This is a genomic window from Streptomyces sp. NPDC016677 (assembly GCF_055562815.1).
In genome coordinates this window covers 437214-451025 of the sequence record NZ_JBVHEO010000005.1, presented here as the reverse complement: position 1 = coordinate 451025, position 13812 = coordinate 437214, and the positions used below count along the sequence as shown (strand labels likewise).

The following is a 13812-nucleotide window of genomic DNA, read 5'->3' as shown; positions in this document are numbered from 1 at the left end:
GGATGCCCCGGAATAGACGAAGCCCCTGGCGCAATCGCGCAAGGGGCTCTTGCACAAAGATGCTACCCGAGGAAGCGAGGCATGGCCGAGGTGGCGACTTCCGCGCGATCTTCCGCGACGCCCGATCAGCTCCTGGTGGTCATCGATCCGGTCGCCCGGCGGACCGACGGCGAGTCCGTCCGGATCGCGAAAGACGTGCTGAGAGCGGGTGCGGCGCATACGAAGGTGTGCCTGCCGGACGATCCGGAGGAATTCGCCCGGATGCTGGAGCGGCGGGGGTCGCGGCGGCCGGTGGTGATCGGCGACGACCGGTCGCTGCTGCGCACGGTGGCCCTGCTGCACCGGGGCCGCGAGCTGGCCGGATGTGCGCTGTCGCTGGTGCCGGTCGGCCCGGAGCTGGAGCTGTGCCGCTCGCTCGGGGTGCCGTCGGGGGCGGTGGCGGCGGCGCGGGCGGTGCTGGACGGGGTGGAGCGGCGGCTGGACCTGATGGTCGACGACAGCGACGGGGTGGTGCTGGGGGCGGTGGGCATCCCGCCGCTGCCGCCGCGCGCGGCGGGCTCGTCGCCTGCCCAGCGCTCCCCGCGCTCCCCGCGTCCGCAGCGCCCGTCGCGCCCGCCGCTGGCGTCGCCCGGGTCGCCACCGTGGGCGCTGCCGGGGGACGCCGGCGCGGCGGACGGCCGTACGTCCGACGGGGCGGCGGCGCGGCTGCCCTGGCTGCGGACCTGCCAGTCCTTCGTACGGACGCTGGCGCATCCGCGTCCGGCGCGGGGCGTGTCGGTGCCGGGGGGCGGTCCGGCGCGGCTGCGGGTGGAGGTCGACGGGGTGACGCTGGTGGATCTGGACCAGCCGGTGGAGGGGGTGTCGCTGACGCCGGGCGCCCCGGGGACGGCCGAGGTGGAGGTGCGGCCGGTGTCGGTAGGCGCGGCGGCGTCCCCGCTGACGGCGCGGGGGCGGACGGTGACCGTGTCGGGGGCGCACTTCCGGTACCGGGCGGACGCGGTGGAGTCGGGGCCGGTGGGGACACGGACGTGGACGGTACGGGAGGGGGCCTGGGGGCTGACGCTGCCGGCGCGGTGAGGGAAAACTTGGGAGGTGCAGCTCAGGGCGCTGTGAAGCCGGAGGTGTCGAGCAGGAAGTCGAGCGGAGCGGGCATCGGGAGCTTCTCACCGAACGGTTTGGTGAAGCGGACCTCGTAGGTCCCGTCCGGGGACGGGGACCCGTAGACGATGGCCTGCTGCTTCTGCATGTCGAGGATCAGGTATACGGGGACGCCTCCCTTCGCATACACGCCGACCTTGTTGGTGAGGTCGTCGCTCCTCGTGGCGGGTGAAGTGAGCTCGGCGACGAACAGCAGACCCTCACCGTCCAGGCGGTTGCTCTCCGACTCGAACACCCGCTCATGCGCCACGTGGATGTCCGGCCCGTAGGCGCACTCGTCCCCGGGGAAGACGAAGAGGAACGGCCCTCGCTCGATCACGTGCGACTCGGGAACGTGCGGCTCCAGTTGTCCGCACACCTGCCGCATGACGCGCAGGTAGAACCCCTTCGACCACGGCGACACGACGATGCTCCCCCTGACGATCTCGGCCCTGTAGCCGTCCGGCACATGCAGCTCGTCGAGAAGGCCGAGAAGCTCCTCGAAGCCACCACGGGACTCGGTGCCGCCTATCGTCGGTCGCTCCGCCATGACAGTCATGATGCGCCCTCCCCTTGATGCGAACCAGTCGCGACTCAGCGTATCCGGGCGGTCACAGCACCGTCAGCCGAACCGCTCCTCCCGGTGCACCCGCCAGCGCTCCATCATCGCCGCGATCTCCCCGTCGACGAACTCGAAGAAGGCCAGCGTCTCCGCCAGCCGCCGCCCCGCCGGGGTGTCGGCGCCGAGGCCGGCGACGCCCTCCCCGAGGGCGGCCTCCCACCGTTTGATGACGGCCTCGCGGTTGGTGAGCGCCTCGTACCACTGGTCGCTGTGCACCCGGTACCGCTCCCGCCGCGAGCCGGGCTCGCGCTCGCGCGACACCATGTGCTGCTGGGCGAGGTAGCGCACGCCGCCGGAGACGGCGGCCGGGCTGACCTGGAGCTGTTCGCCGAGTTCCGCGGAGGTCAGCGCGCCCGCGTCGGAGGCCAGCAGCGCGGCGAAGATCCGGGCCGGCATCCGCTGCATGCCGGCCTCGACGAGCTGCGCGGCGAAGCCCTCCACGAACCGTGACACGACCTCGGGGTCGCGGCCCTTGCCGCCCGGATTCTCTTCCGTCATCTCTCGATCATCTCGCACCTCCGACAATCCTGACGGTTCCTTAACTTCACACGTTTCTGAAAGAAGCGTACTTTCCGAAGTATGACGAAGGCAATCAGCGTCTCGGGGCTCCACAAGTCCTTCGGGCGCACGCACGCGCTCGACGGCCTCGACCTGGACGTCGACACCGGCGAGGTGCACGGCTTCCTCGGTCCCAACGGCGCCGGCAAGTCCACCACCATCCGGGTCCTGCTCGGCCTGCTCCGCGCCGACTCCGGCGCCGCCCGCATCCTCGGCCGCGACCCCTGGTCGGACGCGGTGGAGGCGCACCGCCGGATCGCGTACGTCCCCGGCGACGTGACCCTGTGGCGCAACCTCTCCGGCGGCGAGGTCATCGACCTGTACGGCCGGTTGCGCGGCGGCCTCGACAAACGGCGCCGCGCGGAGCTGACCGACCGCTTCGAACTGGACCCGACCAAGAAGGGCCGGACGTACTCCAAGGGCAACCGGCAGAAGGTCGCCCTGGTCGCCGCGTTCGCCTCGGACGTCGACCTGCTGATCCTGGACGAGCCGACCAGCGGCCTCGACCCGCTGATGGAGGGCGTCTTCCAGCGGTGCGTGCGCGAGGAACGGGACCGGGGGCGCACGGTCCTGCTCTCCTCCCACATCCTCAGCGAGGTCGAGGAGCTGTGCGACCGGGTCAGCATCATCCGCAAGGGCCGGACGGTGGAGAGCGGTTCGCTGGCCGACCTGCGGCACCTGACCCGGACCAGCGTCACCGCCGAGCTGGCGGGCGCCCCGGACGGGCTGGCCGCGCTCCCCGGCGTGCACGGCCTCGACGTCCGGGGCCGCCGGGTGCGCCTCCAGGTCGACACCGACCATCTCGACGCCGTACTGCGCTCCCTCGCCCAGTCGGGCGTCCGCTCCCTGACCTCGACACCGCCGACGCTGGAGGAACTCTTCCTGCGCCACTACCAGGAGGCCTGATGTCCGCCCTCGCCGGCACCGGCACCCTGCTGCGCTTCGCCCTGCGCCGGGACCGCGTCCTGATCCCGGTCTGGGCCGGCGTGAACGCGCTGATGGTCCTCTCCATGCCCCGCACCCTCGACAGCATGTACCCCACCCCCGCCGCACGTGCCGACCTGCTCGGCCAGGTGGCGGCCAACTCCTCCCTGCGCGCCATGGTCGGCCCCCTCTTCGGCGACTCGCTCGGCGCGCTGGCGGCCTGGCGGGTAGGCGTGTACGCCGGCGCCGTCGCGGCCGTGATGAGCCTGCTGATCGTCGTCCGGCACACCCGCGACGAGGAGGAGAGCGGCCGGGACGAACTGCTGCGGGCCGGAACGGTGGGCCGCCGCGCCCCGCTGACGGCCGCCCTGCTGGCGGCGGCGGTCGCCAACACCGCCCTCGCGCTGCTGCTGGCGGCCGGACTGGCCGGGCAGGGCGCGGCGGGCGCGGTCGCCTTCGCGCTGGGCGTCGCGGGCACCGGCATGGTCTTCGCGACGACGGCGGCGATCGCCGCGCAGCTCACCGAGAGCGCGCGGCTGGCCCGGGGCCTGACGGCGGCGGTCCTGGGCGCGGCCTTCGTCCTGCGCGCGGCCGGCGACTCGGCCACGACGGACGGATCGTCGCCGCTGACCTGGGTCTCGCCACTGGGCTGGCTGGAGAACCTCCGGGCGTTCGCGGACGAACGGTGGTGGGTGGCGGCGCTGCTCACCGGCGCGGCACTGGCCCAGACGGCGGTGGCGTACGCGCTGACCGCCCGCCGGGACGTCGGCATGAGCTTCCTGCCGACCCGCCCCGGACCGGCGCAGGGCCGCCTCGGCACGGCGGGCGCGCTGGCCTGGCGGCTCCAGCGGGGCGGCGTACTGGGGTGGAGCACCGGCTTCCTCGCCGCCGGGGTGGTCTTCGGCGGGATGACCGAGGGAGCGGCGGATCTCCTCACCGACAACAAGACGAGCCGCGAGATCCTCGAACGGATGGGCGGGCAGGGCGCGCTGACCGACACGTTCGTCTCCGCGATGACCGGGGTGCTGGGCCTGGTCGCCGCGCTGTACGTCGTCTCGTCGGTCCTGCGGCTGCACGGCGAGGAGGCCTCCGGCCGGGCGGAACCCGTGCTCGCCGGGGCCGTGGGACGGCTGCGGTGGGCCGCCGGCCACCTGGTGATCGCCTTCGGCGGCGCGGTCCTCGTCCTGCTGCTCGCCGGCCTCGGCTACGCCCTGGGCTACGGCCACGACCCCGGCCCGATCCTGGCGGCCTGCCTGGTCCAGGTGCCGGCGGTGTGGGTGGTCGGCGGCGCGGCGGTCCTGCTGCACGGGCTGCTGCCGCGCGCGGCACCGGCGGCCTGGGGAGTGGCCGGGGCGGCCCTGCTGCTCGGCTGGATCGGCCCCGCGCTGGACGTACCGGCCGCCGTCCTGGACCTCTCCCCCTACGGCCACCTCCCCAAGCTCCCGGGCGCCCCCCTCACCTGGACCCCGGTCGCCGCCCTCCTCGGCATCACGGCGGCACTGGTGGGGGCGGGACTGGCGGGGCTGCGGCGACGGGACACGACGAGCTGAGGCCGCCGTGCTTCAGGTCATGAGGCGTACTGCTTGAGCTTCTCGGTGTCGAGTTCGATACCGAGGGGGTCGGGGAGCAGCATCCTGGCGCCGAACGGTTCCCGGCGCAGGCTGTGGTAGCCGACGTCGGCGCCAGGGCTGCTGTACAGCGTGACCGTGCAGTCGTCCCGGTCGATCAGCAGATAGAGCGGGATACCCGCGGCCCCGTACGCCAGCGGCTTCTCCTGCCGGTCGCGCCGGTCGGTGTCCGAGTCGTGGGACGTGACCTCGACGACGAGGAGTACGCCGGCGGGATCGGCCCACTCACCGTGCCCGGCGAAGTGCTCCTCGGGCACCAGCACGCCGTCCGGACGAGCCCTCCCCGAGCGGTACTTCTCCACCCTCAGCCCCTGCTCGCGGTACAGGTCGAGATCGGGCCTCGCCTGCACGCAACGCCGCGCCAGCCACAGCAGAATGGTGTTGTGGTCGCCGTCCGGCACCTTCTTGACCCCGATCCGTCCGCCGATGAACTCGAACCTGACGGCGTCGTCGGTCTCCTTGGCCGCGAAGTCCGCGATCCGGTCGAACTCCTCCACCGACATCTGCGACGTCTGCGACGTGGGCTCTGCCATAACCGTCATGGTGCCCCCTCCTCCCGGGCCACAGCCAGTGTGCCGAGCGGCGGGTGCGCCGAGAACACGATCGTCACGGGCTCAGCCGAACGGGTGAGCCCCGCCCACGGGTCACGCGGCCTCCACGCGCAGGCCCCGCAACCCGCGGATGACGAAGTCGGGCTTGCGTTCCGGTTCGGCGGTGAGGGTGAGGGTGGGGGCCTGTTCGAGGAGGGCCGTGAGGGAGGCGGCCAGTTCGATACGGGCCAGGGGGGCGCCGATGCAGTAGTGGATGCCGGCGCTGAAGGAGATGTGGGGGTTGTCGCGGCGGGTCAGGTCGAGCCGCTCGGGGTCGGTGAAGACCGCCGGGTCGTGGTTGGCGGAGCCGAAGAGCAGTGCGACCTCCGCGCCGCGCGGGATCGGCGTCCCGTCGATCTCGATCTCGTCCAGCACCCACCGTTCGAAGAGCTGGAGCGGGGTGTCGTAGCGCATCAGCTCCTCCACGGCCGTGGGCACCAGGGAGTGGTCCGCGCGCAGCGCCGCCAGCTGGCCGGGGTTGCGGAACAGGGCGTGCCACCCGTTGACGGTGGCGTTCACCGTGGCCTCGTGGCCGGCGTTCAGCAGCAGGACGCAGGTCGAGATCATCTCCTGCTCGGTGAGGCGGTCGTCGTCCTCGTCGTGCGCGGCGATCAGGCCCGAGATCAGGTCGTCGCCGGGGGCCTCGCGACGGGCCGCGATCAGTTCCCGCAGGTAGCCGGAGAACTCCACCGACGCCCGCACCGCCCTCTGTGCCGTCTCCTCGGACGGGTTCAGCTCGTACATCCCGCAGATGTCGGCCGACCACGGGCGCAGCGGGGCGCGGTCCGCCTCCGGGATGCCGAGCATCTCGGCGATCACGGCGACGGGGAGCGGCTCGGCGACATCGGTGAGCAGGTCGCCGCCGCCGGCCTCGACGAGCCGGGCCACCAGGTCGTTCGCCAGGCCGTGCACGTAGGGCTTCAGCCGCTCGACCGTGCGCGGTGTGAACGCCTTCGACACCAGGCGCCGGATACGGGTGTGGTCCGGCGGCTCCAGGTCCAGCATGCCGTGGTCGTTGAGGGTGTGGAACGGCTCGTGTTCCGGCGGGGGCGGCGTGCGGCCGAAGTCCTCGTGCGAGAAGCGGTGCTGGTACGTCCGCCCCAGCCGCCGGTCCCTCAGCAGCGCGGAGACGTCCGCGTGGTGCGGTACCAGCCACTGGTCGGTGGGCTCGTAGTAGAGGACCCGCCCCCGGGCGCGCAGGCCGGCGTAGGCGGGGTAGGGGTCGGCGACGAACGCCGGGTTCCACGGGTCGAACGCGAGGTCGGATTGAGCCGTCATGTACGGACGATAGGGCGCCGGCCGCGCCGCTGCCCAGAGCCGCCGCCCGGCGCCGGCGCTCACGCCTCCGGCCAGAGGCCGCGTTTGAGTGCGTCGGTGAAGGCGGCGAAGGAACGGGTGGGCACGGCCAGGGTGGCGCGGGCCGGGGCTTTGGAGTCACGGATGGATATGTGGGACTCCGACTCGGAGATCTCGACGCAGGTGTCGCCGTCACCACCGCTGGAGTACGTCGACTTTCGCCAGGTCACTACAGTTCCTTCGTCAGTCGGTGAATGAAGTCCCGTGACGCGACAGGGTCCAGCGCCGCGCTCTTCACCTTGGAGAACAGCGTGCGGAGCTTCTCCAATTGCGCCTCCGCGTCGCAGAAGCCGACGCCGGTGGGCGAGTCACGCAGACCGGTGTCCAGCCGGGGCACCGGACCACCCAGGTACATCATCGAGGCTCCGGCGCCCGCGAATCCGACATGGTCGACGGGGATGACTCGCACGGTCACGCGTCCCGCCTCGATCTCGTCGAGGAGAAAGCGGAGTTGTCTGAGCGAGGCCCGGCGGTCCGACACGTGGACACGCAGGGCGAACTCGTGGAGGACCGTGTCGTACGGCTTGGGGGCGTCACCTTCCAGGACACATCGCCGTTTCAGCCGGTGTTCCACGCGGAGCGACACTTCGCTTTCGGGAAGCTCCGGCCGCATGTACGTGTAGACCGCGCGAGCGTAGTCGGCGGTCTGCAACAACCCGGGGATCAGCATGATGACGACCTCACGCAGGAACGTCGCGTGGTACTCGGCCTCGGCGGTGTCCAGGAACGCGGGCGGCAGCACTCCCCGGTACTCCTCCCACCAGCCAAGCGTCCGGTCGGTCGCCATGGCGACGAGCGCGTCGATCAACGCCTCGTCCGTGCAGGCGTAGTAGGCGGCCAGGCGCCTGACCCGCTCCGCGCTCACGGCAGCGATACCCAGCTCTATGTGGCTCATCTGACCCGAGGTCGAGTTCAGGAACGCCGCCGCCTCCCGGGCCTTCAGCCCGGCGGCCTCCCGTAGCCTGCGCAGTTCCGTTCCCAAGCGCACTTGGCGCGCGGTGGGATTGCTCCTCGGCGGCATCCGCCCTCCTGCTCCCGTACCCCACGTTCGGGTGTCAGGTTACGGCAGCCGGTTGCAGTGGCACGAATTTGTGCCATACCGTCGGTGACGCGGCGCACACGCTATGGAATGCCCAGGTGCTGGAAGCGCACCGCTTCGTCCTGCCTGACGACGGCGGCAATGACACCGCACCCCCCAGAACTCTCTGATCGGAGCCCCTGTATGCGCATGTCGTCCGAGAACGAACCCTGGGAGTACTCCCTCTACATCCCGAACGATCCCCGTGCCGTCACCGTCAGTCGGCGTACCCTTCGGCTGATCCTCACCGTGCATGGGCTGATCGGGGTCGTCGATGTCGCGGAGCTGCTCGCGGCCGAGTTGGTCACCAACGCCGTGCTGCACACCACGGGGCCGGCCGCGCTGCGGGTGCGGTGGGCGGGTGGGGTGTTGCGGATCGGAGCGTGGGACGCGGACCCCGAACCGCCGCCCGCCGCCACGGACGTGCCCGGTGCCGACGAGGAGAACGGCAGAGGGCTCGCCCTGGTCCGGGCCTGCTCCGACCTCTGGGGGTGGCAGCCCCTCTCCCGGTTCGGGAATCGAGGAAAATACGTGTGGTGCGAGCTACACCCGCAAAAAACCCTGAGCACTTCCCCCTCCCCCGTCACCCCACCGCTCACCCGAGCAGCCCCATGACATCAGAGCGCCAAGTGCTCACGGTTTTCCCGCCCAGGGTCCGTCACCCCGGCGTCACCAACCGGGCCTCGTACGCGAACACCGCCGCCTGCGTGCGGTCCCGCAGGCCCAGCTTCACCAGGATGCGGCTGACGTGGGTCTTGATGGTCGACTCGGCGACGACCAGGCGCCCGGCGATCTCCGAGTTCGACAGGCCCTGCGCGATCAGCACCAGTACCTCCGTCTCCCGGTCGGTCAGGTCGCCGTAGGCCGCGTGGGCCGAGGGCATCAGCCGCGGGGCCTCGGAGAGTTTGGAGAACTCGGTGATCAGGCGGCGGGTGACGGACGGGGCGAGCAGCGCCTCGCCGGACGCCACCACCCGTACGCCGTCCGCCAGTTGGCGGGCCGACGCGTCCTTCAGCAGGAAGCCGGACGCGCCCGCGCGCAGCGCCTGGTACACGTACTCGTCCAGGTCGAAGGTGGTCAGGACCAGCACCTTCGACGTCGTGTCGGCCGCGACGATCTCGCGGGTCGCCTCGATGCCGTTCAGCTCCGGCATGCGGATGTCCATCAGGACGACGTCCGGGGCGAGTTCGCGGACCTTGGCGACCGCTTCGCGGCCGTTGACCGCCTCGCCGACGACCTCGATGTCCGGCATCGCGTTCAGCAGGACCGAGAAGCCCTCGCGCACCATCATCTGGTCGTCGGCGATCAGTACCCGGATGGTCATGCGTCGTCCTCGCTCGTGAGCGCCGGGACCGGCAGGAAGACCGTCACCTCGTAGCCCCCCTCGTCGGTCGGGCCGGCCGTCATCTCGCCGTTCAGCATCGACACCCGCTCCCGCATGCCGGTCACCCCGTGCCCGGCGCCCGGGGACGGCTTGACCAGGGACGTCGCGGGCGTCGGGCCGTTGACCACCCGCAGGCCCAGGCCGCCCAGGACATAGGACACCTCCACCCGGGCGCTCGCGCCCGGCGCGTGCCGCAGCGAGTTGCTCAGGGCCTCCTGGACGATGCGGTACGCCGACAGCTCGACGCCGGGCGGCAGTTCGCGCACCGCCCCGGTGACGGCCTTCGAGACGTCGAGGCCCGTGTCGCGGACGTTGGCCAGCAACGCGTCCAGGTCGGCCAGGGTGGGCTGCGGGGCGTCCGGGGCCTCGTAGTCCTCGGCGCGGACCACGCCCAGGACACGGCGGAGTTCGGTGAGCGCGGCCACCGCGTTCTCGCGGATCGTGGCGAAGGCCCGCTCCAGTTCCTCCGGCGGGTTCTCCACCCGGTAGGGCGCCGCCTCGGCCTGGATGGCGACCACCGACATGTGATGGGCGACCACGTCGTGCAGCTCGCGGGCGATGGTGGTGCGCTCCTCCAGCAGCGTACGGCGCGAGCGTTCGTGGGCCGTCACCGTCCGCTGGGCGGTCACCTCCTGCCGGGCCTCGCGGCGGACGTGCCGTACGGCGACCACCAGCAGCACCAGGGCGGTGAGGACCAGCAGCGGGCCGCTGTTGGAGTTGTAGTAGTCCCAGCCGAGGAGGGTGTCCGCTCCCAGGCTGTACACGGCGGTCAGGACCCACATCCACGCCGCCGTGCGCGGCCGGGTCCGCAGCGCCACCACCGTCAGCACGATCAGGTGGCAGGCGAAGCTGCCGGGCGCCCACGGCCACATGTCCCACCGATCGGCGAACAGGGCGGTGACCGGCGCAGCGATCAGTGAGCACCAGAAGGCACCGACAGGGCGGACCAGGAGCAGCAGGATCGGGGCCAGCGCGAGGGCGCCGTTCAGCACCCGCCGCGCGTTGTCATGACCTTGGACCTCGCTGGCGGCGAAGGCCATGATCAGCAGCCCGGCCATCAGCAGCACGGCGTGCGGGGCCCATGCCGCGTACTCCCGCAGCCGTCCGGGCAGCCGCCGGGTCAGCGGTCCGTCGACGCGCCGCCGGGGCAGCGGCCGGTAGGCGAAGGCGTCCTCGAACAGGTCCTGCCGCAGCCCGCGCAGGACGCTCGCTGCGAGCCGGGCCTCCGGACTGCCTGGCGTGGAGGGCGGTATCTGGGTCGTCTCGGTCACGTACAGAACCGTAGGGGGCGCGGGGCCGCGCCGTCGTCCGCAGCGAGAAGGGTCCTTCCGGGTCCGTCTCAAGTACTACCGACGTCAGAGAGCCCAGCCCCTAGTATCCCGACGGCCGGACCAGCCCGCTCTCGTACGCGAACACCGCCGCCTGCGTACGGTCGCGCAGGTTCAGCTTGACCAGGATGCGGCCCACGTGGGTCTTCACCGTCTGCTCGGCGACGACCAGGCGGCCGGCGATCTCCGCGTTGGACAGACCCTGCGCGATCAGTGCCAGTACCTCCGTCTCCCGTTCGGTGAGGTCGCCGACGCGGTTCTTCAGCGGGGTGCGCGGACGCTCGTCCAGCCGGGAGAACTCGGTGATCAGCCGCCGGGTGATGTTCGGAGCGAGCAGCGCGTCCCCGGCGGCGACCACCCGGACCGCCTCGGCGAGCTGGTCGGCGGAGGCGTCCTTGAGGAGGAAGCCGGAGGCACCCGCGCGCAGCGCCTCGTAGACGTACTCGTCGAGGTCGAAGGTGGTGAGCACCAGCACCCGGACGGCGGGATGGGCTGCGGTGATGCGGCGGGTGGCCTCGATGCCGTCCAGGTCGGGCATGCGGATGTCCATCAGGACGACGTCCGGGGCGAGTTCGCCGACCTTGGCCACCGCGTCCAGGCCGTCCACCGCCTGGCCGGTCACCTCGATGTCGGGCTGGGTGTTCAGCAGCACGGTGAAGCCCTGGCGGACCATCTGCTGGTCGTCGGCGATCAGTACACGGATGGTCATGCCTGGTCCTTGGTGGTGGGGTGGGGGGAGGACGGCGGGCCGTCGGCCGGGAGGAAGGCGGTCACCTGGTAGCCGCCGTCCGGCAGGGGGTGCGCGGTGAGGGTGCCGCCCAGCATCGCCGCCCGCTCACGCATGCCGAGCAGCCCGTGCCCGGCGCCCGGGGAGGGGGCCGCCGGGGGGTGGAGGGGGCGGGAGTTCGTGACCTCGACGTGCAGGCCTTGCGGGCGGTGGGTGAGGTGGACACGGGCGTGTGCGCCGGGCGCGTGCCGCAGGACGTTGCTCAGCGCCTCCTGCACGATCCGGTACGCCGACAGTTCCAGGCCGGGCGTCAGCGAGCGGCGCCCGCCGGTCACCTCGGTGGTGACCGTGAGACCGGCGGCCCTGGTGTTGGCGACCAGCGCGTCCAGCCGGTCGAGGGTCGGCTGGGGGGCGTGCGAGGCCGGGCCCCGCTCCGGGTCCGGCGGCAGGTCGGGGTGCTCGGAGCGCAGGACGCCCAGGACCCGGCGGAGTTCGGTCAGCGCCTCCAGCGCGTTCTCCCGTATGCCCGCGAGGTTCTCCTTCAGCTCGTCCGGGGGGTTCGGGACGAGGTGGGGGGCCACCTGGGCCTGGATGGAGATGACCGACATGTGGTGGGCGACCACGTCGTGCAGTTCGCGGGCGATGCGGCTGCGCTCCTCCAGGAGGGTGCGGCGGGCGCGTTCCTCGGCGGTGAGGGTGGTCTGCCGGGCGAGGGCGGTACGGGCCTCGCGGCGGCCCCTCAGGGCGGCGCCGAGCACCACGGCGACCGACGACAGGGTCAGGACGAGAACACCGGTGGACTGGTAGTCGCGGGCGCCCCACAGTCCCTGCAGGACGTAGGTGACCAGCGCGGTGAGGGCGAGTGCCTCGGCGGCGACGCGGCCCGGCACACGAAGGGCGAGCAACAGCAGGACGAAGAGGTGGGCGGCCATCCCGGCCACGGTCCAGGGCCAGGTGAACCCCCGCCCCGGACCGTCGGGCACCAGCATGTGGTGCACGGCCACCGCGCCCAGCACGGTCGCCGTCATCGACAGCCACCACGCCAGGACCGGCCGCCACAGGCCGAGGACCATCGCGCCGCTCTGGCCGAGGGCGACCGCGAAGGCGTACCCGAAGGCCAGCCCGGCCCGCTCCTGGAGCTGCGGCAGCCCCGCGGCCAGGACCGCGAACGCGGCCAGCCACACGATCCCGTGCGGCAGCCAGCGCAGCCAGGTGGACGGCGGCAGCGGGTCGGCCCGTACGGTCCACAGATCGTCGCGCAGCACTCCCGCCCAGTGCCGGGCCCGGTTCCCCCCGTATCTCACGCGTCCACCTTAGAACCGGGCGTCCGGGACGGGCGGGGGTGGTGGGCACGCACCGTCCGGGTACGGCGCGGCAGTTCCCAGGTCCGGAACACCGCCCAGCATCCCGCCAGGACCAGCGCGAACACCGGCAGCCAGGCCAGCCGGGCCGCTACCCAGTCCAGGCCGTCGGGGCGGGTGTGCAGGCCGGGCAGGCGGCCGGCGGACAGGCCGGTGGCCGTGGTGGCCATCAACGCCGTCTGGTGCCAGAGGAAGATGGTCATGGCGGAGAGGTTGGCCAGCGCCACCGCCGCCCAGGCCGTCGGTCGCCGCATCGCCCGGCGCAACGGCTCCCGCAGCAGCAGGGCCAGACCGCACTGGGCCAGGCCGAAGGTGACGGCGGCCAGCGTCGGCGGGTCGAGGTTGGACACCTCGGCGCCGGGGACGCCGACCATCGAGGCCGGGTAGCCGGCGAAGGCTACGAGGGCCGCGGTGGCCGCCGTACCGCCGACGAGGAGGAGTACGCCGACGCGGGGGTGTTCCAGTTCGCCGCGGGTCCAGGCGGCGCCGAGGGTGTACGGCACGAGCCAGCCCGCGGCCAGGTTGACCCAGCCGAGCCCGTCAGGGACGCCGAGGCCGAAGCGCAGCAGGTCGACGTGGAGGACGACGGCCAAGGGCCACAGCGGGTGCAGCCGGGCCAGCAGCGGGGTGGCGGCGGTCAGTACGGCGAAGACCAGCAGGAACCACAGCGGGGAGAGAGCCAGCTTGACCAGGGTGTGGACGGTCGTCTGCTCCGCGCCGGTCAGGAGCAGGAGCGCCGCGATCGCTGTCCACAGGACGAGGACGGCCGCGACCGGGCGGAACAGCCGGGACAGGCGGGCGCGCAGCCAGCGGCCGTAGGAGGTGCCGCGGGCGCGGGCCGAGGCGTGGCCGCGGGTGGCGACATGGCCGCCGACCAGGAAGAACACGGCGAGGGTCTGGAAGATCCAGGAGACCGGGGCCAGCTGGGGCAGGTCGCCGAGCGGGCTCGCCGCGCGCAGTGCGCCGCCGTCGGCGACCAGGGCCGTCACCAGCCAGTGGCCGAGGACGACACCGAGGATCGCGGCGGCCCGCAGGGCGTCGACGGCGCGGTCCCGGCCGGCCGGGGTGGCGGCGTCGATCCGGGCACGCAGTCCGGGCGGTGCGGTCGTGCAGGTCACG

General features: G+C 72.5%; 15 protein-coding genes. 4 read left to right on the top strand and 11 right to left on the bottom strand.

Annotation, left to right across the window (positions count from 1 at the left end; translation table 11 throughout):
• Positions 1-81 precede the first annotated feature (81 nt).
• Complete coding sequence (locus ACZ3IG_RS18250) at positions 82-1077, top strand: diacylglycerol kinase (protein WP_467433083.1); 996 nt, start codon at positions 82-84, stop codon at positions 1075-1077.
• 22 nt (positions 1078-1099) lie between these two features.
• On the opposite strand, the gene ACZ3IG_RS18245 is transcribed toward ACZ3IG_RS18250, so the two are convergent.
• Both ACZ3IG_RS18245 and ACZ3IG_RS18240 read right to left on the bottom strand, forming a co-directional pair.
• The gene (locus tag ACZ3IG_RS18245) at positions 1100-1696 is read right to left on the bottom strand and encodes a Uma2 family endonuclease (RefSeq protein WP_467433082.1); all 597 of its coding nucleotides are present in this window, start codon (positions 1694-1696) and stop codon (positions 1100-1102) included.
• Positions 1697-1759: 63 nt separating this feature from the next.
• Positions 1760-2257 (bottom strand): GbsR/MarR family transcriptional regulator, encoded by a 498-nt coding sequence (locus ACZ3IG_RS18240; protein ID WP_467433081.1) that lies wholly within the window; start codon positions 2255-2257, stop codon positions 1760-1762.
• Positions 2258-2338: 81 nt separating this feature from the next.
• Between ACZ3IG_RS18240 and ACZ3IG_RS18235 the strand changes: the two genes are divergently transcribed.
• Both ACZ3IG_RS18235 and ACZ3IG_RS18230 read left to right on the top strand, forming a co-directional pair.
• Positions 2339-3223 carry an ABC transporter ATP-binding protein gene (locus tag ACZ3IG_RS18235; RefSeq protein ID WP_467433079.1) on the top strand — a complete coding sequence of 295 codons (885 nt, stop codon included), beginning with the start codon at positions 2339-2341 and terminating at the stop codon, positions 3221-3223.
• Complete coding sequence (locus ACZ3IG_RS18230; RefSeq protein ID WP_467433077.1) at positions 3223-4791, top strand: ABC transporter permease; 1569 nt, start codon at positions 3223-3225, stop codon at positions 4789-4791. Before ACZ3IG_RS18235 ends, ACZ3IG_RS18230 begins: the two co-directional genes overlap by 1 nt.
• 17 nt (positions 4792-4808) lie before the next feature.
• Here the strand turns inward: ACZ3IG_RS18230 and ACZ3IG_RS18225 are convergent, their stop codons facing one another.
• The 4 genes from ACZ3IG_RS18225 to ACZ3IG_RS18210 form a co-directional block, all read right to left on the bottom strand.
• Entirely contained in the window at positions 4809-5411 is a 603-nt protein-coding gene (locus ACZ3IG_RS18225; protein WP_467433075.1) for a Uma2 family endonuclease, read from the bottom strand.
• Between the two features lie 102 nt (positions 5412-5513).
• Positions 5514-6737 (bottom strand): cytochrome P450, encoded by a 1224-nt coding sequence (locus ACZ3IG_RS18220; protein ID WP_467433073.1) that lies wholly within the window; start codon positions 6735-6737, stop codon positions 5514-5516.
• A 59-nt stretch (positions 6738-6796) separates the two neighbouring features.
• A complete protein-coding gene (locus ACZ3IG_RS18215) occupies positions 6797-6985 on the bottom strand; it encodes a DUF397 domain-containing protein (RefSeq protein ID WP_467433072.1) in 189 nt (62 codons plus the stop codon).
• The gene (locus ACZ3IG_RS18210) at positions 6985-7836 is read right to left on the bottom strand and encodes a helix-turn-helix domain-containing protein (protein ID WP_467433071.1); all 852 of its coding nucleotides are present in this window, start codon (positions 7834-7836) and stop codon (positions 6985-6987) included. Before ACZ3IG_RS18210 ends, ACZ3IG_RS18215 begins: the two co-directional genes overlap by 1 nt.
• A gap of 207 nt (positions 7837-8043) precedes the next feature.
• Here ACZ3IG_RS18210 and ACZ3IG_RS18205 point away from each other — a divergent pair, with 207 nt between their 5' ends.
• Positions 8044-8508 carry an ATP-binding protein gene (locus tag ACZ3IG_RS18205; RefSeq protein WP_467433069.1) on the top strand — a complete coding sequence of 155 codons (465 nt, stop codon included), beginning with the start codon at positions 8044-8046 and terminating at the stop codon, positions 8506-8508.
• 43 nt (positions 8509-8551) lie between these two features.
• On the opposite strand, the gene ACZ3IG_RS18200 is transcribed toward ACZ3IG_RS18205, so the two are convergent.
• The 5 genes from ACZ3IG_RS18200 to ACZ3IG_RS18180 form a co-directional block, all read right to left on the bottom strand.
• Positions 8552-9217, bottom strand: a complete 666-nt coding sequence (locus ACZ3IG_RS18200) for a response regulator (protein ID WP_467433067.1) — start codon at positions 9215-9217, stop codon at positions 8552-8554.
• A complete protein-coding gene (locus ACZ3IG_RS18195; RefSeq protein WP_467433065.1) occupies positions 9214-10548 on the bottom strand; it encodes a sensor histidine kinase in 1335 nt (444 codons plus the stop codon). The genes ACZ3IG_RS18200 and ACZ3IG_RS18195 overlap by 4 nt, the downstream gene beginning before the upstream one ends.
• Before the next feature lie 100 nt (positions 10549-10648).
• A complete protein-coding gene (locus ACZ3IG_RS18190; protein ID WP_467433063.1) occupies positions 10649-11314 on the bottom strand; it encodes a response regulator in 666 nt (221 codons plus the stop codon).
• The gene (locus ACZ3IG_RS18185) at positions 11311-12636 is read right to left on the bottom strand and encodes a sensor histidine kinase (protein ID WP_467433061.1); all 1326 of its coding nucleotides are present in this window, start codon (positions 12634-12636) and stop codon (positions 11311-11313) included. Before ACZ3IG_RS18185 ends, ACZ3IG_RS18190 begins: the two co-directional genes overlap by 4 nt.
• Positions 12633-13811 (bottom strand): acyltransferase family protein, encoded by a 1179-nt coding sequence (locus ACZ3IG_RS18180; protein WP_467433060.1) that lies wholly within the window; start codon positions 13809-13811, stop codon positions 12633-12635. Before ACZ3IG_RS18180 ends, ACZ3IG_RS18185 begins: the two co-directional genes overlap by 4 nt.
• Between the last annotated feature and the right edge of the window lies 1 nt (position 13812).

Bases quoted from the DNA above. Each gene is read 5' to 3' on its own strand.
- ACZ3IG_RS18250 (WP_467433083.1), top strand. From the start codon at position 82: ATGGCCGAGGTGGCGACTTCCGCGCGATCTTCCGCGACGCCCGATCAG.
- ACZ3IG_RS18245 (WP_467433082.1), bottom strand. From the start codon at position 1,696: ATGACTGTCATGGCGGAGCGACCGACGATAGGCGGCACCGAGTCCCGT.
- ACZ3IG_RS18240 (WP_467433081.1), bottom strand. From the start codon at position 2,257: ATGACGGAAGAGAATCCGGGCGGCAAGGGCCGCGACCCCGAGGTCGTG.
- ACZ3IG_RS18235 (WP_467433079.1), top strand. From the start codon at position 2,339: ATGACGAAGGCAATCAGCGTCTCGGGGCTCCACAAGTCCTTCGGGCGC.
- ACZ3IG_RS18230 (WP_467433077.1), top strand. From the start codon at position 3,223: ATGTCCGCCCTCGCCGGCACCGGCACCCTGCTGCGCTTCGCCCTGCGC.
- ACZ3IG_RS18225 (WP_467433075.1), bottom strand. From the start codon at position 5,411: ATGACGGTTATGGCAGAGCCCACGTCGCAGACGTCGCAGATGTCGGTG.
- ACZ3IG_RS18220 (WP_467433073.1), bottom strand. From the start codon at position 6,737: ATGACGGCTCAATCCGACCTCGCGTTCGACCCGTGGAACCCGGCGTTC.
- ACZ3IG_RS18210 (WP_467433071.1), bottom strand. From the start codon at position 7,836: ATGCCGCCGAGGAGCAATCCCACCGCGCGCCAAGTGCGCTTGGGAACG.
- ACZ3IG_RS18205 (WP_467433069.1), top strand. From the start codon at position 8,044: ATGTCGTCCGAGAACGAACCCTGGGAGTACTCCCTCTACATCCCGAAC.
- ACZ3IG_RS18200 (WP_467433067.1), bottom strand. From the start codon at position 9,217: ATGACCATCCGGGTACTGATCGCCGACGACCAGATGATGGTGCGCGAG.
- ACZ3IG_RS18190 (WP_467433063.1), bottom strand. From the start codon at position 11,314: ATGACCATCCGTGTACTGATCGCCGACGACCAGCAGATGGTCCGCCAG.